This window comes from Paenibacillus sp. FSL M8-0228, assembly GCF_038007385.1.
GTDB lineage: Bacteria > Bacillota > Bacilli > Paenibacillales > Paenibacillaceae > Paenibacillus > Paenibacillus polymyxa_D.
The window spans coordinates 3261344-3283877 of record NZ_JBBOXA010000001.1; the positions used below are offsets into that span (position 1 = coordinate 3261344).

20 protein-coding genes are annotated in these 22534 nt (G+C 47.6%); 5 read left to right on the forward strand and 15 right to left on the reverse strand.

Annotated elements, in window-relative coordinates:
• Nucleotides 1-7: 7 nt before the first annotated feature.
• The 4 genes from mutS to MKY98_RS14420 form a co-directional block, all read right to left on the reverse strand.
• Nucleotides 8-2827 carry a DNA mismatch repair protein MutS gene (gene mutS / locus MKY98_RS14405; protein WP_069010614.1) on the reverse strand — a complete coding sequence of 940 codons (2820 nt, stop codon included), beginning with the start codon at nt 2825-2827 and terminating at the stop codon, nt 8-10.
• Nucleotides 2828-2937: 110 nt separating this feature from the next.
• Entirely contained in the window at nt 2938-4170 is a 1233-nt protein-coding gene (locus MKY98_RS14410) for a putative amidoligase domain-containing protein (RefSeq protein WP_176715692.1), read from the reverse strand.
• Between the two features lie 133 nt (nt 4171-4303).
• The gene (locus tag MKY98_RS14415; protein WP_013310588.1) at nt 4304-4861 is read right to left on the reverse strand and encodes an outer spore coat protein CotE; all 558 of its coding nucleotides are present in this window, start codon (nt 4859-4861) and stop codon (nt 4304-4306) included.
• A gap of 126 nt (nt 4862-4987) precedes the next feature.
• Complete coding sequence (locus MKY98_RS14420; RefSeq protein WP_029518123.1) at nt 4988-5884, reverse strand: LysR family transcriptional regulator; 897 nt, start codon at nt 5882-5884, stop codon at nt 4988-4990.
• A gap of 115 nt (nt 5885-5999) precedes the next feature.
• Here MKY98_RS14420 and MKY98_RS14425 point away from each other — a divergent pair, with 115 nt between their 5' ends.
• Nucleotides 6000-7316, forward strand: a complete 1317-nt coding sequence (locus MKY98_RS14425; RefSeq protein ID WP_029518124.1) for an amino acid permease — start codon at nt 6000-6002, stop codon at nt 7314-7316.
• A 21-nt stretch (nt 7317-7337) separates the two neighbouring features.
• Here the strand turns inward: MKY98_RS14425 and MKY98_RS14430 are convergent, their stop codons facing one another.
• From MKY98_RS14430 to MKY98_RS14450, 5 genes are all read right to left on the reverse strand, one after another.
• A complete protein-coding gene (locus tag MKY98_RS14430; protein WP_029518125.1) occupies nt 7338-8294 on the reverse strand; it encodes an aromatic acid exporter family protein in 957 nt (318 codons plus the stop codon).
• Between the two features lie 119 nt (nt 8295-8413).
• Nucleotides 8414-9247 (reverse strand): ABC transporter permease, encoded by an 834-nt coding sequence (locus MKY98_RS14435; protein WP_013310592.1) that lies wholly within the window; start codon nt 9245-9247, stop codon nt 8414-8416.
• Nucleotides 9248-9255: 8 nt separating this feature from the next.
• On the reverse strand, nt 9256-10068 hold the full coding sequence (locus tag MKY98_RS14440; RefSeq protein WP_069010621.1) for an ABC transporter ATP-binding protein: 813 nt from the start codon (nt 10066-10068) through the stop codon (nt 9256-9258).
• The gene (locus tag MKY98_RS14445) at nt 10065-11156 is read right to left on the reverse strand and encodes an ABC transporter substrate-binding protein (RefSeq protein ID WP_069010623.1); all 1092 of its coding nucleotides are present in this window, start codon (nt 11154-11156) and stop codon (nt 10065-10067) included. Before MKY98_RS14445 ends, MKY98_RS14440 begins: the two co-directional genes overlap by 4 nt.
• Before the next feature lie 127 nt (nt 11157-11283).
• Nucleotides 11284-12801, reverse strand: a complete 1518-nt coding sequence (locus MKY98_RS14450) for a carboxypeptidase M32 (protein WP_069010624.1) — start codon at nt 12799-12801, stop codon at nt 11284-11286.
• A gap of 173 nt (nt 12802-12974) precedes the next feature.
• Here MKY98_RS14450 and MKY98_RS14455 point away from each other — a divergent pair, with 173 nt between their 5' ends.
• From MKY98_RS14455 to MKY98_RS14470, 4 genes are all read left to right on the forward strand, one after another.
• The gene (locus MKY98_RS14455; protein ID WP_029518130.1) at nt 12975-13538 is read left to right on the forward strand and encodes a beta-class carbonic anhydrase; all 564 of its coding nucleotides are present in this window, start codon (nt 12975-12977) and stop codon (nt 13536-13538) included.
• Between the two features lie 251 nt (nt 13539-13789).
• Complete coding sequence (locus tag MKY98_RS14460; protein ID WP_013310597.1) at nt 13790-14362, forward strand: PadR family transcriptional regulator; 573 nt, start codon at nt 13790-13792, stop codon at nt 14360-14362.
• Nucleotides 14363-14516: 154 nt separating this feature from the next.
• A complete protein-coding gene (locus MKY98_RS14465; RefSeq protein WP_069010626.1) occupies nt 14517-14972 on the forward strand; it encodes a hypothetical protein in 456 nt (151 codons plus the stop codon).
• A 3-nt stretch (nt 14973-14975) separates the two neighbouring features.
• Nucleotides 14976-15254, forward strand: coding sequence for a YxcD family protein (locus MKY98_RS14470; protein WP_039271218.1), 279 nt, complete (start codon nt 14976-14978; stop codon nt 15252-15254).
• Nucleotides 15255-15414: 160 nt separating this feature from the next.
• Here MKY98_RS14470 and MKY98_RS14475 read toward each other — a convergent pair whose 3' ends face one another.
• The 6 genes from MKY98_RS14475 to MKY98_RS14500 all read right to left on the reverse strand — a co-directional run bounded on the left by MKY98_RS14475 (nt 15415) and on the right by MKY98_RS14500 (nt 22529).
• Nucleotides 15415-16329, reverse strand: a complete 915-nt coding sequence (locus tag MKY98_RS14475; RefSeq protein ID WP_069010628.1) for an STM4011 family radical SAM protein — start codon at nt 16327-16329, stop codon at nt 15415-15417.
• Nucleotides 16326-17744, reverse strand: coding sequence for an STM4012 family radical SAM protein (locus MKY98_RS14480; protein WP_069010629.1), 1419 nt, complete (start codon nt 17742-17744; stop codon nt 16326-16328). The genes MKY98_RS14475 and MKY98_RS14480 overlap by 4 nt, the downstream gene beginning before the upstream one ends.
• A 69-nt stretch (nt 17745-17813) precedes the next feature.
• Entirely contained in the window at nt 17814-18596 is a 783-nt protein-coding gene (locus MKY98_RS14485; RefSeq protein ID WP_069010631.1) for an STM4013/SEN3800 family hydrolase, read from the reverse strand.
• Nucleotides 18589-19929 carry an STM4014 family protein gene (locus MKY98_RS14490; RefSeq protein WP_069010633.1) on the reverse strand — a complete coding sequence of 447 codons (1341 nt, stop codon included), beginning with the start codon at nt 19927-19929 and terminating at the stop codon, nt 18589-18591. The genes MKY98_RS14485 and MKY98_RS14490 overlap by 8 nt, the downstream gene beginning before the upstream one ends.
• A gap of 67 nt (nt 19930-19996) precedes the next feature.
• A complete protein-coding gene (locus MKY98_RS14495) occupies nt 19997-20839 on the reverse strand; it encodes an STM4015 family protein (RefSeq protein ID WP_039271210.1) in 843 nt (280 codons plus the stop codon).
• Nucleotides 20840-21062: 223 nt separating this feature from the next.
• Nucleotides 21063-22529 carry an efflux RND transporter periplasmic adaptor subunit gene (locus tag MKY98_RS14500; protein ID WP_039271208.1) on the reverse strand — a complete coding sequence of 489 codons (1467 nt, stop codon included), beginning with the start codon at nt 22527-22529 and terminating at the stop codon, nt 21063-21065.
• Between the last annotated feature and the right edge of the window lie 5 nt (nt 22530-22534).

Sequence of the window (22534 nt, forward strand, 5' to 3'; positions counted from 1 at the left end):
ATTTTTACTACAGGCCATTGGCCTTATTTTTAAGATCATTTAATAGCTGCATTGCCTGTAAAGGAGTCATATTCATGACATCAGCATTCTTCACCTTGCGCAAAATTTGGCGCACAATTGGATTCGTCTCTACTGTCTCTGCGTGGGGCTTGGAGGTGGCAAGCTCCTGCTCTCCAAAAATGGACAGCTGTACCACTTCGGTTGCTCCTTGCTCCAACCTGCTGGAATCCTCCACAGTCTGTAGAGTATCTTCTTTTACCAGGGTCGCCTGCTGTGATAAAGACTGAGCTGATGATGCAGTTTCTCCGCTTTCTCGCAATGTCTGGCCTGAATTATATTTGGTCAAAGAAGAAATATCCTCTGTCCCTGAAACTGTACGAAGATCAGTCCCTTCCTTCCCTCCTACTACTATCTCGGTACCTGCCGTTACTTGAGCCGCTGCCTGTTCAAAACCATTCAGCAGTCCATTCGCTCGCTCAATAATGTTATTGGGCAAGCCTGCAAGCCGAGCACAATAAATACCATAGCTACTGCTAGCCGCTCCCGGTATGAGCTTGCGCAGGAAATTCACTTTGTCGCCGCTTTCCTGCACGGCCATAGAGTAATTTCGCAGCGAAGACAGGCCTTGCTCCAAATGCGCCAGCTCATGGAAATGCGTGGATACCAGTGCCTTACAGCCGATCGTGTCATGGACAAATTCGATGACTGCCTGTGCAATTGCCATTCCTTCACTGGTAGACGTACCTCGTCCCAGTTCATCAATAATGATCAAGCTTCGCGGAGTTGCTTTGTCCGTCATTACTTGGATATCTGCCATTTCGACCATAAACGTACTCTGCCCGCCGATAAGATCATCCGCTGCGCCGATCCGTGTGAAAATGCGATCCAGCATCGGCACCTTGGCACGTGCAGCAGGGACAAAACAGCCAATTTGAGCCATAATTGCAATAAGTGCGACCTGACGCATATACGTACTTTTCCCAGCCATGTTCGGCCCGGTGATAAGTAGAATATGCGCATCCGCTTCCTCCAATACCGTGCTGTTGGCGATAAAACCGCCATCTTTCATTACAGCCTCCACCACGGGATGGCGACCCTGCTCCACTACGAAATCATATCCTGTAGTCAGCTCAGGTTTCACGAATCCCCGTTCCGCGCTAACCGATGCCAGCGACTGATACACGTCAATTTCAGCCACTTGCTCTGCCAGCTTTTGCAAACGGGGAATTTCAGCGTTTAGTTTACTGCGAAGCTCGGAGAAAAGCGTATACTCCAGATCAACCATTTTATCCTCGGCTTCCAGAATTAGAGATTCCTTTTCCTTCAACTCCGGTGTAATATACCGTTCCGCATTCGCCAACGTCTGTTTGCGTTCATATCGACCTTCTGGTAATGAAGCCAAATTGGATTTGGTCACCTCGATATAATAACCAAATACTTTGTTATATCCAATTTTAAGTGACCGAATGCCGGTTGCTGCACGTTCCTTGGCCTCTAGCTCAGCGATCCAACGTTTACCGTTCACACTCGCCTCGCGCAGTTCGTCCAGACGCTGATGGTAGCCTTCCTTAATAAGACCTCCATCCCTTACGGAAATCGGCGGTTCATCCGCCACCGCTTCCTCAATCAATGTACACAGGTCTGTACAGCTATCCAGCGTTTGTGCAATCTGTCTCAGCGTCTTCGAAGGAGATTCAGCGCACAATTCGCGTAAAGAAGGAATTCGGACCAGCGACAGCTTGAGAGCGATCAGATCGCGTGCATTAGCACTACCAAAGGCAATCCGCCCAACCAGACGCTCCAGATCGTAAATCTCTTTAAGCTGAGCACGTACATCCTCTCGGAAAATAAACTGGTGGTATAGCTTGTCCACCGCCTCCAAGCGTTCCTCAATAAGACTGCCGCTCAACAACGGCTTGTCGATCCAACGACGCAACAGACGCGCTCCCATGGAAGTCTCTGTGCGATCCAACAGCCACAGCAGCGAGCCTTTCTTGGAGCGTTCACGTACTGTCTCCACCAGTTCCAGATTTCTGCGGGTAAATGGATCCAGAATCATAAAATGGTTTGGCTCATATACGGAGATTTGGGTCAATTGGCCTAACGATCTTTTTTGCGTTTCATTCAAATAGGAAATCAAGCGTGATACGCACCGTCTGCGTTCCTCCGTAAGCCTTGCCCACGTGGCTTCGCCAAATTGATCCCGAACCAAATCATCCTTGGATTTGTCCCAGGCCGTATACACAACACGCCGTCCAACGGGGGACATACGGGAAGCCACAAAATCAAGCAGATGACCATCCCCCAACATTTCGGACGGCTCATAAATGTTTATTTCATCTAGTAGCCATTCTTTCGAATCAGGCACAGAGGTCACATACAATTCACCTGTTGACAAGTCGCACGCCGCAAGAGCCAGCATCCCGTCCGTCTCTGTGACACATACCATGTAGTTGTTGGATTTATCACCCAGCACCTTGCCTTCCATTACTGTACCCGGGGTCACAACGCGGACAATATCCCGCCGCACCATCCCCTTCGTAGCTGAGGCTTCCTCCATTTGCTCACAGATGGCCACTTTATAACCTTTCTCAATGAGGCGCTGTATGTAATTTTCCGCTGAATGATAAGGCACGCCGCACATCGGAATTTTTTCCGTGGCGCCACCCTCACGACCCGTAAGTGCAATTTCCAGCTCCTTGGATGCAAGAATTGCATCATCGAAAAACATCTCGTAAAAATCTCCCAGACGGAAAAACAAAAATGCATCTTTAGCCTGCTCTTTTATGGATAAATACTGCTCAATCATCGGTGTATATTTAGACATACCGTTTACTAACCCCCACACTTTGTTCCGTTTAAACTTATAATTATCTCTCATTATATCAAAAATGACAGTCGATAACATGAAACCATTCCTGGTGTCGACACTTGATTTTACGTAAGCTTCCAAAAGGGGCGCAAATCCCGTGATTCATCCCACTGCTTCCCCTTGCGGAGGCTGTCCAGCAATGGCGCTACATAAGCTTCATATTGCGAGTATATTTCCAGTGAAACCATATCCAAAATAAGAGGTTCCATATACTCCTTAAGCACAAATTGATTTCCTTCATAAAAGGCTCTGTGAGCCTCCTCTTCACCCAGCGGCCTACGTTGCAAACGCGGATATTGAGTAGCAATGAGAAACGCCATACCAATCACACCTTTCGCTAGCTGTGGCGAGATAAGAAAACTGGGCAGTGTACGATATTCAAAGCCTCCATACGACTGACGTCGAAAATCACCCAAATTGCCATAATGCGGTCTGCGCCGGGCCGCACGCTTGTCTTCCAGTAGCGCCAAAGGCAGTGCCAAATAGTTATCCAGTGCCCGGAGCAAGGCACCGTTTAGCGCAACCCCGCTGAAATGCAGATGTCCGCCCAGTGGAAAACCCGGTTGCGGCATCCCCCCCGCCTGCCAGATGAGTGTGCGGTCGGTAATGCGCCGGGCTGCGGTTGCAAAAGCTTGACGCAGGTGCTTCAGCAGACGGTCCGGATCTCCACTCGGCGCTGGACGAAGCTCAGCGACTGGATACAGCGTTCGTCCTCGACGCGTAACAGCATCGCAGCCGGCTATGCCGAGACGACCCAAATATCTTGAGGCCGGCACGACCCGTCCCTCTGGCATACGAATCAGCACAAATTCAGGGTCCATTCCGATGAGTAGTCGATCTCTCCCTCGTTGCGCTGAAAGATTCTCACCCTCAACATCCCCTTCGCGCGCAGCAATTTCATATAGCGTGGCCAAACGTCTATCATTTAACCATGGCTGTGCCGAGACTTCGCGCACCTGACAGCTGCGCTCCCCCAGCGGAGTCAGCATCACCTCACCACTGTCCAAACCCAGTGTATACAACGCACGTACAGCTAGCCGCTCCATCCGGACATAGAGCGGTGAATGTTGATCCAGTTCAGACAGATCGTATGCGGGGACTTTGGAAGGGCCTTCGATGGCACGCCTACGAATCTCCAATACTCGCAGTTGATGGATTTGCACCGCGTAGCCTATCGCAAAATCTGCTATACTGCTATCCATCCACTGCACCGCTATGCCTGAACGCTCCAGTCTACGCTTTTTTTCATCATTTGGCATCTGCCTGAAGCGTATGAGCGCCTGTCCTGGCTGCTGCATTATATCCCCCCTACGAACTACGTACGGATTTCAATCCAATTTCAACCCGCAACAACAAAAAAGGAGGGCCTTTGCCCCCTGCGCAGAATCAGCCGGCGCAAGAGTAAAGCGGCCCTCTTTTTGGTTGCTTCTGTCAGAGCTCGTCGTCAATGAGGTCGGGGTCGAGCTCCTCATAGTCCCCCTCTTCCGCTCCAAAATCAAAGTCTTTGTCAAAATCATCGCTGCTGCCATTCGGGAATACTTCTACAACAATCTTCGTTTCCGCTACCAGCTCCACCGCAAATTCCCGCTCGACCCGGATCATTACGCTGCCACCTCCAGAAGACACACTGGCCTCGACGCAACTCGGCTCCTGTGTAGCTTCGGCGGATACTTCCACTGTAGACGCCCGGTGCTTCGGATCAAGATACGAGAGCGGCACATTTTCTACGTACGACACCGTTTCCTTGGCAACATCGGTCTGCGAGTTTTTATCGTATGAGTACCAAATATTGATATCATACGTCCCGACGACCTCAATGCCGTCCCCCGCCGCCACAGCTTCATACTGGTGGTTAATAATCCATGCCCCTAAAATGCTCGTCGGATTATTCGGCGGAGTTACGGTATGGGTTACGGTAGAGAATCTGCGACCTTTACCACAGATCGCTTTGGTAATAATCTCTCTACGATTTTTATGACTTAATGCCATTCTTGAACCTCCTCCATACAATCAATCATTCCATACATATGTATGCAGGTTGTGGGCGAATGTTGAGTGAATAGGCGAAAAGGAAAAAATATTATTTGTATAAGCATATGCCGTGATGGCTTGAACTCATGCACGCCAATGTGTTACATGCTGCTCAACGATCTGTAAAAATTCGCTAAGAGCCGGGGATTTCCACTTTTTCGTGTGATAAGCGACCTGAGTAGCCACCTGCTGTTCACTGTCATCCCAGGCTAAACGCGCCATTTTACCTTCTCGCAGCTCATTTTGTACCGTTACTAGCGGGAGCAACGCAATACCCAGCCCAGCCATGACACACTGCTTGATGGCTTCAATACTCCAAAATTCCAGGCTAGGGTCTGAAAAAATACCGTGTTTATTCAGATACTGCTCAAAAAGGATACGGTACGTACATCCTGCCTCTGTATGCAAAATGGTTTCATCCTTCAAGTCGGCAGGCTCTACCTGGGTATAGGTAACCAGCGAATGCTCGAGTGGCGCAACCAAGGCCATCGGCTCGTGAATAAGCGTGGTGACATTCAGTTCTCTATCCTCTGTCTCGGGCTGAAGCAAAAAAGCCAAATCCAGCTCACCGGAACGGATCAAATCGCGTAATTCCCAGCATTCGCCGGGTTTGAGGACAATTTTAACCTTCGGATACCGCTCCCTGTACTCACGGATCAAACTCGGTAGACGAAAAGCGGCCAGAGACTCTGGTGCTCCTATTTTCAGCGTGCCTGCCAATTCCGTTTCTGAACGAAGCGCATCCTTAGCCATAGCATGCATCTTGGAAATTTCCTGCGCATAGGGCAGCAGACGTCGCCCGGCATCCGTCAGCATGATTTTCTTGCCAATGCGATCAAAAAGCGGCGTACCCAACTCAGTCTCCAGCGTTTGAATTTGAGCAGTGATACTCGACTGTGCATAATCCAGTATACGCGCTGCTCGCGTAAAACTGCCTGCCTCAACTACATTTAAAAAGGTAAACAAATGCCGCGATTCCATAATCCGCTCCTTCAATCGTTTTTTTCGATGCAAGCAATCGTTATATTCCGTTTTTCCGATAGATTGATTATCTGATAAGCTGGAGAAAATAACAATAGAAAGAAGGCTTTTCTGCATGACAAGTGAAAGTAAACTTCAATCCACCATTGGTCTTCCACAGGCCATTGCACTCTATATCGGAGCTGTACTGGGTTCGGGAATATTGATTGTGCCTGGTCTTGCCGCCCAAATGGCGGGACCGGCATCGCTGCTGGCATGGGGTTTTATGACCCTGCTCATCTTGCCAATGGCACTTTCTATGGGTCTTCTATCCGCCAAATTCCCGAATGCGGGTGGAGTATCGCATTTTGTCACGTTGGCCTTTTCACCACGTGCCGGTGCTTATATCGGGTGGTTTTTTCTCATGTCAGTTCCGATTGGGGCTCCTGTTGCCGCACTCACCGGAGCCGGCTATATGACCGCAGCCATGGGCTGGGGAGAGGAAAGCCGCATGATGTTAGCCGCTGCTATGCTGGCGGTGGGCCTGATCATCAATTGGATCGGCATGAAGGTCGCGGGACGTATTCAGATCGCAGTCGTCATAGCTATCGTTGCTGTCCTTATATTCGCCATTGCCGCAGCACTTCCTCAGATGAAAACAATCCACTTCACCCCGTTTGCTCCACATGGCTGGCTCTCCGTCGGTCAAGCGGCCGCGATTCTGTTTTGGTGCTTTATCGGTTGGGAGGCCGTGTCCCATATGTCAGAGGAATTCACTAATCCCCGGCGGGCGGCCGTTAGAGGTGTGACCATTGCAGCCGTCATTGTTGGTTTGCTTTATTTCTTAACAGCGCTGGCTACTGTGGGCACACAAAGTTACCTTGCAGGGGGTTCGGATGCTTCGCTCGTATGGGTGATTAGTCGGGCTATTGGGCCATGGGGCGCGATAATTGCAGGCTTGACGGGTATCTTTATTTGTACCGCTACTATTATTGCTTATGTGGGTGCCGCTTCACGTGTCGCTTATGCTTTATCCCGGCAAGGACAGGCCTTTCGCTGGATGGGCATGTTATCCCAACGATTCCACACCCCTATCGGAGGCATTGCTTTTCTTAGCGTCTGCTTCGTGATCATTATGGTGTTGTACGGTAGTGGTACTGTTTCACTCACTAACCTGATCCAGTTCCCGAACGCCACCTTTATTCTGACCTATCTCGGCGGTTGCGCAGCAGGAATTAAACTTCTACGTGGTAGTCGCTGGGGCGTTGCCATTAGTTGGATATCGTTTATCTCTACAGCGGTCGTTTTCCCCTTTGTCGGATGGGCTATGCTGTATCCTTGCCTGATCACCGCTGTCTTATGGATCACAGACCGAATTCGGCACAAACGGACTTTAAACCATCCGGCTTCTACCGACACTGAACAAGAAAAGGCTACTGTCCGTCATGGATAGTAGCCGCTCAAGGCCTTTACTCTAATTTCTTACTGGAGTAGGGGCCTTGTCCTTTTTCGCAATTTTCAAATACTGATGAAGCTCATGTGTAAGCTGTAATAATGCCGAACGAATCTCAAATTCCTCCCGGGTTGCGGGAAGCTCCATGGCTTTAAATTCTTCACGAACCTGCTCCAGCAGCTTCTCGGTCTGTCCCGTATAATGTCCAGCCAAAACGTCATTGCTAAGCTGGTCGAACAGCTCAGCCAGAAGCTTGGCCTGCGGCATATGCTGATACATTTGTGCGATCAACTGCATCATGTTTTGGATCGAATCCAGCTGTTCTTTTCGCATATAAAAATACACATTCCAGCCCTCTTGGGGACGAAGCATCTGATTTTCCAAGGAACGCCCCGCCTCAGTGACCCCTTTGGCTATCACGCTGTTCGCTTCAATAACTTCCTTGCCATCCCATATGTATGCTGGACTACGCAGCGTATTGGCCATATTTCTGAATATAACAGAAAATGTCCGATCTACCTCCTGCCGAATTTGTTGCATGGTATTATCAGAACCCGGCATATAGGCTAAATTGACAATCATTGCGGAACCCAGTCCAATCACTAGCAGACCTAGCTGGGTCAGCAGTACCTCCATATCAATCACGCCGCCGCTGAATACGCGAAAAACCACGACCGAACCGGTGACAATCCCTTCTTTAAAGCCCACCCGTACAATGACTGGAAACGCCGTTAAAATATATAATGCCAGTACCCAATCATGGAATCCGAATACTACAAACAAAACACAAGCAAAAAGAAGCCCCACGACGGATGCAAAAAATCTCGCCGAAATAGTACGGAGACTTCTCTTGCGTGTGACATCCACCCCCAAAATCGCTAAAAGCCCTGCTGAGGTAGCACCATGAATGCCAAAACCCTCCGCAATAAGTACGGCCATTAATGCGGCAATAGCCGTTTTAATCGTACGAAAGCCCATGAAAAAATTCTGTCCTCTCTGGATGAAATCTGTTTTAGCATTTTCATAAATTTTAAGTATTTTCATTTTTCATGGTACTTTATTTTCACGTTTTACACAAATGTTCAGAACTTTTATTATTACCGATGAGGACGACCCGAAAGCAGGCGATGCTCCACATACACGACCGCCTGATACATCAGAGTAGCTACGACAGCAATGATCAACAAACTGGACATAACCAGCGTGAAATTGAATACCTGAAAACCATAGATAATCAAATAGCCTAAGCCGTTTTTAGCCACCAGAAATTCACCAACAATCACGCCAACCCATGCCATACCCACATTCACTTTCAGTGTAGAGACAATTGCAGGAAAGGATGCAGGCAAAATCACCTTTTGAAACGTATCACGGCGTGATCCGCCAAACGTGCGAACCACTTTGATTAGATTCGAATCGACTTCCTGAAAGCTGTTGTATACGACTAGTGTCGTAATGATGACCGTAATGGAGAGGGTTGTCATTAGAATAGCAGTAAATCCCGCCCCAAACATAACGATAAAAATTGGACCTAGCGCCACCTTAGGCATACTGTTGAACACGACCATATAGGGGTCAAGCACCCTCGACAAAAACGGTGACCACCAAATAAGTACAGCCAGCAACGTACCTAACAGTGTACCGAGTAAAAACCCCGCCATCGTCTCTCCCACGGTGACACCTACATGTCCCCATAATTCACCACTGACCGCATCCTTACCGATCTGGGTGAAAATTTTGCTCGGATAGCTGAACAACAGTACATCAATCCACTTCAATCGACCTGCAATTTCCCATAATACAAACAAAAGCAGTAAAATAGCTGTCTGTACCCCTGTCACTAACCATCGTTGCGAACGCCTGCTGCGTAAATACGCCTGATGTAGTCCTTGAATCCAACGTTGCTCAAGCTGATCCGCTTCGTCCTTCATACGTTAACTCACTCCTTTGCTCCCGAAGCCTCCAGTTCACCCCATATTTCATGAAAAAGCTCATTAAAACCCGGCTGCTCGCGTGCATAAAAAGGCTGAGCTTCTCGGATGCAACCCGGAATCTCGAAGGTACGTCGGACATGACCAGGATTTCGACCCATCACTATAATCCGGTCACTGACCGCAATGGCTTCGGCCAAATCATGTGTGACTAAAATAGCCGTCTTCCTCCGCTCGCGCAAGGTTTCCGCAATCAGATCTTCCAGCTGTAGCTTGGTTTGATAATCCAGCGCGGAGAACGGCTCATCCAGCAGCAGCAATCCCGGATTGGTCGCCAGCGTCCGTACCAGCGCCACGCGCTGGCGCATTCCCCCAGACAACTGGGATGGATGCAGATGCTCCTTCCCTCCCAGACCCATGCCTTCCAGTAACAGCCTTGTCTGCTCACGTGCAGCTTCATCTACTCTGTTGGCTAGTTCCAGACCCAACAATGCGTTCTCCATGATCGTCCGCCACGGGAACAGATAATCCTGCTGCAGCATGTAACCAACTTCTGGACTCGGCCCACTTACCGGCTGACCTTGCAACATGACTAGGCCTGCCGCTGGACGCAGTAGCCCTGCGATCATGGACAGGATCGTCGTTTTGCCGCAGCCGCTTGGGCCGACCAAGCTGACAAACTCCCCTGTCTCTACGGAAAAATCAATATTCTCAACCGCCAGCGAAGCTTCACGATCCGTTACATAGACATGCGTCACTTGCTCCAGTCTCACCATCGGTCTTGTCGCGTCCGAAGTTAGATCACTCCGTTCCTCCATCATGACGAACCTCCAGCATCGACACCTGCATCCGTAGATTCAGTTGTGCTCTTTTTCACAGGCGGTTCAGTATTTCCGGTAGAATTTGACGAAATCGCTTGTTGGGCAAAACTTGGGTTCACTAGCTTATCCAGTGCAACTGGACTTTTAAGCTCCCCTGCCGAGGTCATGACATCCTGTAAGTTCTTCCATTCCTTTTCCTCAATCATCGGGTTCAAAGCATAGGTGCTCTGTTCCTTATATCGCTTGATACTACTCGTCAAAATAGCTAAATCTGTATCTTTAAAATAGGGCGTGATTGCTTCGGCAATCTGTTCAGGTGAATGCGTAGCAATCCACTGTTGTGCCCGATATACAGCATTTGTAAATTTCTGTGCAGCCTCGCTATTTGCCTTCAGGTAGCTTTGCTTAGCCATATATACCGTATACGGCAATTCGCCGCTCTCCACACCGATAGAGGCAACTACCCGCCCACGACCTGCCTTTTCAAAAATAGATGCCTGTGGCTCAAATAGCTGTACATAATCCCCTGTACCCGAGCCGAAAGCAGAGGCAACATTAGCAAAATCAATATTTTGAATCAGCTTCAGATCCTTATGAGGATCAATGCCGTGTTTGCGAAGCGTAAATTCAAGTGACATTTGCGGCATTCCTCCCTTGCGTTGCCCCAAAAAATTTTGTCCTTTCAGCTTTTTCCATGCAAAGTTATCCTGCGTTTGACGGGCAAACAAAAAGGTTCCATCCTTCTGTGTCAGTTGGGCAAAATTAATGATAGGGTCCTCTGCTCCTTGCTGATACACATAAATAGATGTTTCCGCGCCGATGAGCGCGATATCCGCCTGGTTGGACAACAACGCCGTCATCGCCTTGTCCCCCCCGGGAATCGTTGCCAATTGGACATCCAGTCCCTCCTGAGCAAACATTCCCTGGCTCAAGGCTACATACTGCGGCGCATAAAAGACCGTACGGGCTACCTCGCCTAGTCTGATCTCAATTGTCTGCTCCCCCCCTTTGGGGGTGCACCCACTGAGCAACAGTAATCCGAGTAGTGCCGCAGCCACCACAGCTTTGAAACGAGCGCCGTTTTTCATCCTTATTCCCTCCCCACCTTTTTACATCCGTTGACTTCATATATTGTTATGCGGTTGTCGATATATTGGTTAATTGCACAAAAAAAAACCACGTTCGCCCGGGAACGTGGGGAAGATGGCATATGATTTACAGCTTGTATATGGAGGTATATTTCTCTTCCAGGTAGTCGGCGAGATAATCCGGGTTCAGATCTTCACCTGTAATGGCTACAATCAACTCGGAAGGCGTCCGGCTCTTGCCGTAACGGTAAATACGTTCGGTCAGCCATTGCTTGATCGGCTCAAGTTCTCCAGCAGAGATTAATTCATCTAGATTTGGTAACTCTTTGCGTAATGTCGCCAAAATTTGTGCTGCATACATATTGCCAAGCGAGTAGGAAGCAAAATAGCCAAAATCACCACCGGACCAGTGAACGTCTTGAAGTACGCCCAGTCCATCATTCGGTGGAAGTAACCCTAGGTATTCCTTATATTTCGCATTCCACACCTCAGGGAGACGCTTCACATCCAGCTTTTCATTAAACAACATTTTTTCAATTTCATAACGGATAATGATATGTAAATTATATGTTAGCTCATCCGCTTCAATACGAATCAGTGAATTTTCCACACGGTTGACTGCCCGATAGAATTGATCTGCCGTAACCTTTGCCAAGCGATCAGGAAAATGCTTTTGCAAATCATCGTAATACCGATCCCAGAAAGCACGACTGCGTCCGATTTTATTTTCCCACAAGCGGGACTGGGATTCATGAATCCCCATAGAGGTTCCTCCCGACAGTAGTGATCCTGCTAGCTCAGGAGCAATATTTTGTTCGTACAGCGCATGGCCTCCTTCATGCAACGAACTGAAAATAGCACTGGTTACATCATCTTGCAGATAATGTGTTGTTATACGCACATCACCTGGATTTAATCCTGTTGCGAAAGGATGTACGCTCTCATCCAAGCGGCCTGCGTCAAAGTCATACCCCATCTGACCTAATATGAACAGGCTGAACTTCTCCTGCTGCTTCACATCAAACACACCATCTAAAAAGCTCTTATCCGGCTGGTTCGGTGAAGCCTGAATTTTAGACAGCAGTGGCACAAGGCGCTTTTTGAGACGATCAAACACAGCATCCAGTTTTTCAACCGTCATCCCCGGTTCATATTGATCCAAAAGCGTGTCATACTCTGTATCCTTAACCCCCCAGTAGCCGATAAATTCGCGCTTCATGTCTACGATTTTAGACAAGTAGGGTTCAAATCCGACAAAATCGCTATGTCCCTTTGCGTCCTCCCACTTGCTCTCTGCCTGCGCTGCAAGAATGCTATAATCCCGGTATCGGTCTGCCGGAACCGAACGATTAAGGTCATAATTTTTACGGCATTCCTCCACCAATCTGCGATCGTTGTCTTCCAGTTGCTCCAGCTTATCTACTGTGGCAAAAAATTGCAGCAATTGTCCCATTTCATCCGAGATCATCAGCTTGAACATTTCAGTGGACAGCATACCCAACGTCTCCGACCGAATGTCAACACCCTTGCGCGGAGCACCAGTTCGTAAATCCCAGTGCAGCAGACCTACTGCTTCGCCATAACTACTGATTTTGTGTGAAAGCTCCTTTAAAGCCGTCAATTGATCCAACGTCTGTTGCGCCATATTTGAGGTCACCTCTTTAACTTAAAATGGATAAAACTTTACAATACCTATACTTGATGATACTTATATTAAAAAGTATAATCAACTCACAACATGTACGACCAGCTCCTAAGACCTAAAATAAACGTTGGGCTGTACATATCAAACTTTAATAGAATCTGGAGGGAACAATCGTGAATCACATCAAAGAAATTTTAGAGTACAATCGTGTTTTCGTAGAAAACAAAGAATACGAGGCCTATAGAACGGGCAAGTTCCCCAATAAAAAAATGGTCATTATCACTTGTATGGATACACGGCTAACGGAGTTACTCCCGAAAGCCATGAACCTGCGCAACGGTGATGTGAAAATCATCAAAAATGCGGGTGCTATTATTTCACAGCCCTTTGGAAGTGTAATGCGCAGTGTGCTAGTCGCCCTGTATGAGCTGGGAGCAGACGAAGTCGTCGTTGTAGGTCATTATGAGTGCGGCATGGCTGCATTAAATGCAGACCACATGGTCAATGAAATGCTCGATCGCGGAATTTCTCAGGAAGTGCTGAATACATTAGAAAATTCAGGAATTAAGCTAAATAAATGGTTAAAAGGTTTTGACAACATTGAAGAAGGGGTAAGAACTACCGTGAAGCTTATTAAAAATCACCCGCTTCTCCCTCCTAATGCCCCCGTTCACGGCATGGTTATTCATCCAGATACAGGAGCGTTAACACTTCTCGTTGATGGAAATGAACAGTAAATAGGATACGCTTCGGCAGAAGGTTACCAGGGTAGTTTAAGCTCGTACATACGAGCTTAAACTACCCTTTTTTATGAAAAAAAGCACATATACGTGGAGAATGACAAGAATCAATTTTGGCTAACCTGTGAACGACCTGACTGAAAGTTGTCAAACCATACAGTTTCAGTGTACACTTTTCATGAAGCTGCAGAATAGCTGCCGCAGTGCTGTTACAACCGTTACTATGATGGATGAAGGAGATAAGATCTATGAATTTACTATCGTATGGTCTGTTGGGGCTTCTCGCAAGAGAGGAATCCTCCGGCTATGATCTGATGTTGCGTATCCAGCCTTTTTGGCAGGCCAAGCACAGTCAGATCTATCCGCTACTGGCCCGTATGGAGAGCAAGGAACTGCTAGCCTCCCGTTGGATTCAGCAGTCCGACAAGCCTGATAAGAAAATGTATACCATTACCGACAAGGGAATCCATATGCTTCAGCAATGGTCCCAGGAAGCGTTAGCTGCTCCGGTTACACGGGATGAATTAAGTCTTCGACTGTTCTGTCTTTGGTTAACGGACAAAAGTAGTGCCAATCGTATGCTGGAGGAACGCAAACGTCATTTTATTCAGAAAATCCAGCATCTTGAGGATATCCTGAACGATATTCCTGCAGAGAATTTACATTTTGGCAGTAAGAACTTTGGTGACTATATTTTAGTACAAAAAGGACTTTTGAATGCTAAAGCAGGTCTGGAATGGTGCCAAATGGTTCTGCGTATGCTGCTTGCCGGTGATGTCAGTGCTGACACTAATCCGTTTTCACTTAAGCCGCAAAGCTGAATGTTTTAGCCAATCCATGCATAGGATTTATGGGACGTTATTATTTAATTTTTTAAAAATTAAAATTCTTTGAAACCCTTTTCCATGCCATTCGTATTACTGGTAAGCGGTTGTTTGACCTATAAACAAATTTACTAAGGGGGATTATATTTACATGAAAAAAACATTCACTTTGAAAAATATGATGATGCTGATGATGGCTTTTACCCTACTCATTGCTATGATCGCACCATCTACAGCTGACGCAAGGCGAGGCGGCGGGTTTAAATCCGGACCTAAATCATACCAATCTACACCAAGCAAGGCGAATGACAGCAATGGAATTAATAAGTCAGATAGCGGAGCCAAGTCAGGGGCAACTGCTGGTAATACAAGCAGAACCGGTGGATTCCTTGGCGGTGGCGGCGGATTTCTGAAAGGTATGATGCTGGGCGGTTTGGCAGGTATGCTCTTCGGCGGATTGTTCGGCAACATGGGCGCATTGGGCAGCTTGCTTGGCCTTGCCGTTAACGTTCTGGCCATTTACGTCCTGATCATGATCGGAGTAGGTATCTACCGTGCTATTAAAAATCGTCGCAGACCAGATGATTCCCGTGGAGGACGTTACTAAGCTATGATTTTGAGTATGGATGAGATTGTCAACGCTATTTGCTTGCATATGGCTGAACGTAAAGGTGTCCAGCCCACGGATGTGACAGTAGAACTAAGCTGGGAAGAGGATACAGGTTATTCAGCAGAAGTCCATGTACAGGGCCGCAGTCAATATCTGGTGGAAGCCAATATGATTGAAGCCATTCTGAGATACCTATATTCCGAATACAATATTCGTGCCTATCGCGAACAAATCAGATTGGATCTGGATGAAGAAATTACTGCTATCATCCAAACTTGATTATATCGCATAGAACAGTCGTATAGAGTTATTGTCGTATAGAGTTATTATAAAACAAATGAACCGACCTTTGCTTGATGGCAAGGGTCGGTTTTTTGTTGATCGTTTTTCTAATAGATCAAGGTGCTATAGTATTACATTTAGATGTGGACACCCCTTGTTATATGGATTCATTATCTCTATGAATAGCCTGTCTGCTAAATGATGGAACCGGAGATACCTGTACTTGCGGCACTCTTTCGAGTAAGCTACTACCGTACATTTCCCAAAACGGCTGCTCTTCCATATGAATATAGCCGATATAGCAGCCGCATTCTTTCATCCGGCACGGACGTTTGCCACTCAGACCCTTAAGACCATCTCTATATAAGTGTCCAAGCACCCGTCGATCCTGATAGCAGTGTTTTACTCTTCCGTCACCCTGGACATAAAATACATCTTCACCGGCGCGACATGCCCGTCCCTGACTGCTATAATCCTTTAAATTCCATTGAAAATAGGGGTCGATCGCAGTTAATTCAGTAACTTCAGCATCTGTATAATAATGGGGTCGATCCTTGTAAGCGTTGATCCACAAATAAACATCCCTTGGAAGTTGCGATCTTAAGGAACGAATAGCTGGGAAGGCTTGTCTTAACCCGACGGTACCGACACTATAGGAAATACCAAGTTCATATATCTTCATAGCCTGCGATATAAAAACTTGCTCTTTCGTCTCTCCAGGGTGATATGTAGCCCACAGCGCAGCAGTCTCCGCGTTCAGTTCTTTCGTCCAATCCAGCTTCGTCGAGAGATTCGTCTGTACCGCCACTTTTTCCACATGCGCCATGTGGGAAAACTCAATCATGGTCTTGCGATACCAGGAATGAATCAAGGCTTCTCCATACGGATTAAAAAAAATAGAGAGACGATGCCCCAAAACGCCCTGTTTCCGTACCCAATCAGCAAAACGTTCCAACTGGACCCGATCCTTGTTCAACGTTTCCCGACTATCAACGTTTTTACTGAACGGGCAATAAGGGCAAGCATAGTTACACGAGGTCAACGAACCACGATAATATAAGGTCGCTCTCATGCGCCTACATATCCTTCCATACGCTCACGTACTGACGTGGAGATCATCCAGTCCCCAATCGCATCGGAATAGGCCATTCCTTCCTCTGTAAGTCGCAGCGTGCCCTCCTCGACGACAGCCATACCGGATTCCAGCAGCAACGACATTCCTGTAAAATCGTCCGACAGGGATACACCGAAGCGCTCTGCATAGGCTGATAGCTCCAAACCTTCCCGATGAAGAAGCGCCTTTAAGATAAAGCGTCGCTTACTCTCATCCACATTTAAAATAAAGCCGTAGTCAGCCAGATCATGACGTTCCGCAGCAACATAATCTGCGATAATGCTACGGGTAGCTGCTGCACTAACCCCATAACGGCTGGCATAGTGGACATTGCGTGTATAGGAGCGTGCACCACACCCCAGACCAGCCATACCTTCCTCCTGGCAACTGTAGGGTAAAAGCTCTTTGTTGGATATACCATCATTTTTAGCAAAACGGCGCATGGAGTATTGTACATATCCTGCTTGTTTGAGCCGTTCGCGCGCCACTTCATACAAGCTAAGGCGAATATCATGATCCAGCCCGGTATAGCCTGGCTTTAAAATCGTATTTTCTCGAATATATAACGGATAAAGAAATATTTCTCCTGGCGAGTAAGACAGGGCTTCCTCTAAAGAATACAGCCAGGTTTCCACCGTTTGACCAGGCAAGCCATAGATCAGATCTACGTTCAGCAAAGGAAAGTTGTATTCCACCAGCCGCTCAAGTGCTTCTCTAACAAGTTTGGGCTTCTGAGGTCGGTATATGGCGGCACTTTCTGATTCCACAAAGCTCTGAATTCCCATACTGACACGATCTGTCCCGCGGCGCTTGAGCACCTCCAACCTGTCTTCAGTCACAGTATCGGGAGAGGTCTCCACCGAAATAGAAGCTCGCTTAGGGTCCAGTCCCATAATATTTTCCGCAATGTCAAACAAGCGCTCCACCAAAGGAGCCTCCAGTAAGGTCGGTGTACCGCCGCCGATCGCAAAACGTGAAAAAGGTCGACGCCCCATAATGGGTGTCCATTGCTTGGCTTGTCTTTCTAGTGCATCCACATACTCCTTATGTACATCCAGACGCTTGTCCGGCAAAGTGAACAGGTTACAAAACCCACAGCGAGCCGCGCAAAATGGAATATGCATATACAAAAAATAGCTTTCTAACTCCTCCTTCTCCCACAACTCCTGTAATGAGACTGGTGTATCAAACGGACGATAGGCCGTTTTATGCGGGTAAGAGTACAGATAGGAGCGGTAAGGAGCTTCACGGATTGTGCTTGCCCATTCAGCAGGAGTTTCAGGCCACTGAAACCTAGACGGTGCTAAGTTTGTGTCTATCTCCGGGGCTGGCGCATCCGCTGGATGCGAGTGATTCAGATTTATGGCTTTCATTTCTGCTCCTTCCTCACGCTGGATTGATTTCTTGATATTTTACCAGTGCAATCTATACTTCTATTTGCTCTATAAAATAAATTCGCGGTAAGGCACATTCCAGACTACCTCATGCGCCAGACGATGTCCTTCATAGCCGTCTTCCCCATAAGCTGTACCATGATCGGAAAAAACCATGCAAAACGTCTTGCCCCGATTTCGCAAAGCATCAAACAAACGTCCAAGTTCACCATCCACATACCGCAAGGCTGCCCGTTGAGACTCCACTGAATCTTTGGCTGCGCCCTTCACAAAATAATGATTAGGCCCATGGATCGCTGATACATTCAGAAATAAAAACAAGCGCTGTGACGGGTCTGCATTTTCCAACAGTTTCAGAGCATGATTCACCTGATTCTCCGTCGAACGGGGGTTGGTAACACCAAAGTTCATACGCCAGTAGCTTTCTTGGAAATATCCAGGCAGCACCTTGGCAAGCTTATTTTTCTTTGTGAAAAAAATAACGCCGCCGATACAGATGGTCCGATAACCTTCACCCTCTAGCCCGGACACAATATCCGGGGCATCGAACAGCCACGTATGTGAATGCGTACGCAATCCCGTATCCTTGGTGTGGAACAGACGAATATGTGAAGTCTTATCTGTATTCGCTGGAGTCGGCAAAAATCCGCCAAAAAAAGCATGATGTGCAGCATAGGTAAAGCTACCCGGTGTATGGCGTTTTTCCCACGACCCGGAGCCGCACAAATTCGGACAGTTCTCTTCTTCCAGCTTTGCTACGTCATAACGCAGAGTATCAAGCGTAATCATGACAATATCATGAGAGCCGACAATTTGATTCATATCAGTCATATCTGTTTTTCCTTTCCGTACCCACGCTCCTATTAGCGAGGTGCTGCATTTCCCATTCATACGGATTCCAACCCTGATGCTCAACTCGGTACAGCAAATCACCGAACGGATTAACATCCAACACATAGGGATGACCACCATGAGCCGGAACCAGCACATCCAGTCCAGCAACCATGGAGGCTGGAAAAACACTCATAGCGGCTTTCGCCGTAAGCTGGACCGATTCCACCGTATTCTGCGGTAATCCGGCTTCCTTCAGCGAGAGCCGCTCATTACGCAAATGCAAATTCGTAATAGGGCTGTGGCTCAAACGTAAAACCGCATGGCAAGCTTCTGATCCGCACACGAGTTGGCGCACATCATAAACACGCCCATTCAAGGTCGCTTTGGGAATCCAGCGCTCCACATGTACCCCTTCCAGGCATAGCCAGTTAAGGATAGCATGAATGTCCTGCTTATCCGTATAACGACGCAATCGTCCGGCATTATAATACACGCGCTGTCCGTGTATGATTTCCGTTCCAATCGTGGTCACTGCCAGTTCCGCGTGTGTGTGGGGATGTACCTGATAGGCCATGACACCAGAAGCACCGGACCCACAAAATATTTTCACAAATACGCGGTGAAACCCGCTCTCCTTCATTGCCGTGTGCAGATCGACAACATCACGAAATGCACCACCTGAAGATGCAAGCACTGGTGGAACCCTTATATCTGCCTTGCCTAAATCGGCGCTACAACGCCGTTTGTCGAACATCACGGCAACTTCCGCCGGGTCGTTCATCCAGTGTGACGAGGGCCAGAGCAGAGCCACTTCATCCCGCAGCCAGGCCAGCAGACGGCAATAGCCCCGGAACCATTGTGCCGGGTGCCAAATACGACCGTGCTGCTCCTGCAGACATCGCGCTTCTGCCGCCGATATACCTGTGCCTTGTGTCCATTCGGGCCATGGCAACAGAGAATCGTCTCCCTCACCATCCGAGGCACCCAGAGCAATCAACTCACGCTCTACCTCAAAGCTTTCGCCCGGTGCATCCAGACGAAGCAGCGGACCACTGTCCATCTGCCCCGCCAGTAACTGATCAATGCTCTCTTGCACAAAGGAACTGCCATTCACGCTATCTTGCGTAGCTCGTGCAGCTATTCGCAACATCAGCTCGCTCAGACCTTGTTTCTGCCGAATAGCTTCCAGCACATTCTTATAGGAAACCTCCAGAGCGGGCGGAAGCATTAATCTGCTTCTCGCCTCCTGCAGCCCAGTAGTTCGACGATTTCCCGGATTACCGAACAAGATAAACGGCTCGCTGACATTACAGTCTGACATCCTAACCATAGAGCCGCCTCACTTTAGATCAATTTAATTTTGAAAACAGTCCGTTTTAGAAATCCATTTGTACAAATTACTCAGTCAGTGATGGATAGCGCCAATCATCTTCCTCATCCGCTTCTTGTTGATCTTCCACGTTCACAGATAGACCTGAGCTTTTCCAACGTTGCATCATTTCACTAGACATATAATGATAGCTCAAATCCAGATGCTTCAGCCCTTTTATACTTTCACTAGCCAGTAGCGCTTCTGCACCTTTATCAGACAACGTACCTTGTGAGAGATCCAGCACTTCCAATTGTCCAATCACAGGGGCATTAGCTGCTGCAATAGCAATTTCATCCTGTATTTCACTATCTTTGAGTCCCAAGTATGTAAGTTTGGGAAAAGGATTGCTGTCTAAAAACGGCAAAACATCTTTCAGGCTACCGTCAAAGCCATAGTTCTCGACACCCAAATACAGTTCCAACTTGCGCAGTTCAGGCAGTTCAGCATTACGTATTTGCTCAAGAACGCTCACAGGCAGACCACCACAGATAATAACCAATTCTTGAAGATGGTTATGACGAAGCGGCTCCAAGCTCAGGTCCTGGCTACCTTTGATATGAAAGGACTCCAATGCTGGAAACGCTTCTAACAATGGGGACAGATTCGTCTGGTTAATCCAGGAAACCTCACACTCATCGTATTCCATATCACCAATAAACAGTTTGCGTATCTTAGGGAATTGATCTTTGAGTTTCACTAACACTGGGATAAAATCCTCTGGTGAACTTTCATAGGCGCCGCCCCAATCTCCAATGATGAGATCTGTAACTTGCGCGCTCTCCGGCTTGGCTGCCAGTTCCTCAATAGATTTAGCCATCGTTTGGCCATTCTCATAAGCTTCATAATCCACTACCAATTTCACTTCCATCTTACAATTCCTCCGATCGCTTGTCTGAGATCTCGTAAACTATCTATTTCCAATTTAGTCTATCCTATTCTACCAATGTTCGTCAAAAATAGTCCCATATCGACATTAATCCTATGTAAAATTTGCTGAATGAAATAAAAACAAGACAGCCCCCTAAGCAGGCTGTCTTTGCATATTCATAATAAACTTCTACTATTATATAGTACGTAAGTTTAGAGCCTAATTATTGGCTAATTGTAATCGGTGAGTTATCGGACAGCAATGCCAGATTATTCACGATCACATTCTCCTCATTGCTCAAGCCACTGGTAACGAGTGTTTGTGAACCTGCCGTCTGAACAGTCTTCACTTCCTTACGTTTCGCATGGTCTCCGTTTACAACATATACATATTCTTTACCTTGATCCTTTTGAACTGCCGCAGTAGGAACCACAATTCCTTCTTGTGCATTGGCAGCGACAAAGCTGATATCAGCCAACATGCCGGATTTCAGTTTCGTGTCTGGATTCGCTACTGAGATTTTTACAGGATAGCCTTTTCCACTTGCATCCAACGGGCTTACATTTTTAACTGTACCTGTTGTTACAATGTTGGAAGCTGCAACACGAACCTGTACCTTGTCACCTGCTTTTACATTGTTGATCTGCTCCGCTGGAACATAGATCAATGTATTGACCGTACTCAGATTAGCGATGACCAGCGCAGGAGACTGAGCGGATACCATTTCGCCCACTTCTGCATTTTTCGTGCCCACAATACCATTGATCGGTGATGTAACAACGGTGTCATCCAATGCATCCTGAGCAATGTTCACATTCAGCTGAGCCTGCTTAAGAGATTGTTGGCTGGACTCGATAACCGCAGTATTTTGAGATACTTTGAGCTGATTTTGCGCATTACTGTAACCGCTATTTGCATTACTGTAGCTATTTTTTGCTGAATCATAGCTGTTGCGAGCTGTAGTTAGAGCCTTCTGCGCAGCTACCAGCTGATCTTGCGCGTTAGCCTGCGCATTTTGTGCATTATTGTAAGCCGCTTCCGCATTCACGACTGCTGTTTTGGCTTGTTCTAATTGAGCTTGGGTGCTCGCACCTGCATCAAATAGACTTTGTGTACGTGTTACATTCTTCTGTGCATCTGCCAAAGCTTGCTGCGTTTGTTTCACCGTATTGGCTGCCGAGGAGACACCATGTGTTGCTTGTTCTACGGCTGTAGTGGCTTGATTAATAGCTCCCTGTGCCTGATTGATTGCACTTTGGGATTGAATCACGCCACTCTTGGACTGCACTAAGCCCGAGTTTGCCTGAACCATCGTAGATTCGTGGGATGCTTGAGCGGTGCTTACTCCGGCTGCTGCCGCAGCTGCTGCGGCGCGGGCTTTCGCAACATTATTCCGCATGTCCTTATCATCAAGCTTGAACAGTACTTGACCCTTTTTAACCTCGGAGCCAATATCCACAGGCAGTTCAACCACTTTACCGCCCACTTTAGGCACGATGTTCACCGTCTCCGATGGTGTAACCGTTCCTGTATAAATATTCCCCTGTCCGATAATTCCCTGCTGTGCTTGGCTGATTTTAACCGGAACGACCATATCCTGAGCCGCCCCGCTATTACTGGAGCAGCCTGCCAGCACTGCGCCGCCGAGCACTAAAGCCGCTAATGTACTTTCTACTCTCAATATTTTCATGATAA

What these genes read in the sequence shown, in the direction of transcription:
- MKY98_RS14420 (WP_029518123.1), bottom strand. Translation starts at nt 5,884, where the DNA reads ATGGAATCGCGGCATTTGTTTACCTTTTTAAATGTAGTTGAGGCAGGC.
- MKY98_RS14475 (WP_069010628.1), bottom strand. Translation starts at nt 16,329, where the DNA reads ATGAGAGCGACCTTATATTATCGTGGTTCGTTGACCTCGTGTAACTAT.
- MKY98_RS14485 (WP_069010631.1), bottom strand. Translation starts at nt 18,596, where the DNA reads ATGACTGATATGAATCAAATTGTCGGCTCTCATGATATTGTCATGATT.
- MKY98_RS14425 (WP_029518124.1), top strand. Translation starts at nt 6,000, where the DNA reads ATGACAAGTGAAAGTAAACTTCAATCCACCATTGGTCTTCCACAGGCC.
- MKY98_RS14460 (WP_013310597.1), top strand. Translation starts at nt 13,790, where the DNA reads ATGAATTTACTATCGTATGGTCTGTTGGGGCTTCTCGCAAGAGAGGAA.
- MKY98_RS14410 (WP_176715692.1), bottom strand. Translation starts at nt 4,170, where the DNA reads ATGCAGCAGCCAGGACAGGCGCTCATACGCTTCAGGCAGATGCCAAAT.
- MKY98_RS14415 (WP_013310588.1), bottom strand. Translation starts at nt 4,861, where the DNA reads ATGGCATTAAGTCATAAAAATCGTAGAGAGATTATTACCAAAGCGATC.
- MKY98_RS14495 (WP_039271210.1), bottom strand. Translation starts at nt 20,839, where the DNA reads ATGGAAGTGAAATTGGTAGTGGATTATGAAGCTTATGAGAATGGCCAA.
- MKY98_RS14445 (WP_069010623.1), bottom strand. Translation starts at nt 11,156, where the DNA reads ATGAAAAACGGCGCTCGTTTCAAAGCTGTGGTGGCTGCGGCACTACTC.
- MKY98_RS14465 (WP_069010626.1), top strand. Translation starts at nt 14,517, where the DNA reads ATGAAAAAAACATTCACTTTGAAAAATATGATGATGCTGATGATGGCT.
- MKY98_RS14470 (WP_039271218.1), top strand. Translation starts at nt 14,976, where the DNA reads ATGATTTTGAGTATGGATGAGATTGTCAACGCTATTTGCTTGCATATG.
- mutS (WP_069010614.1), bottom strand. Translation starts at nt 2,827, where the DNA reads ATGTCTAAATATACACCGATGATTGAGCAGTATTTATCCATAAAAGAG.
- MKY98_RS14490 (WP_069010633.1), bottom strand. Translation starts at nt 19,929, where the DNA reads ATGGTTAGGATGTCAGACTGTAATGTCAGCGAGCCGTTTATCTTGTTC.
- MKY98_RS14440 (WP_069010621.1), bottom strand. Translation starts at nt 10,068, where the DNA reads ATGATGGAGGAACGGAGTGATCTAACTTCGGACGCGACAAGACCGATG.
- MKY98_RS14500 (WP_039271208.1), bottom strand. Translation starts at nt 22,529, where the DNA reads ATGAAAATATTGAGAGTAGAAAGTACATTAGCGGCTTTAGTGCTCGGC.
- MKY98_RS14435 (WP_013310592.1), bottom strand. Translation starts at nt 9,247, where the DNA reads ATGAAGGACGAAGCGGATCAGCTTGAGCAACGTTGGATTCAAGGACTA.
- MKY98_RS14480 (WP_069010629.1), bottom strand. Translation starts at nt 17,744, where the DNA reads ATGAAAGCCATAAATCTGAATCACTCGCATCCAGCGGATGCGCCAGCC.
- MKY98_RS14430 (WP_029518125.1), bottom strand. Translation starts at nt 8,294, where the DNA reads ATGGGCTTTCGTACGATTAAAACGGCTATTGCCGCATTAATGGCCGTA.
- MKY98_RS14450 (WP_069010624.1), bottom strand. Translation starts at nt 12,801, where the DNA reads ATGGCGCAACAGACGTTGGATCAATTGACGGCTTTAAAGGAGCTTTCA.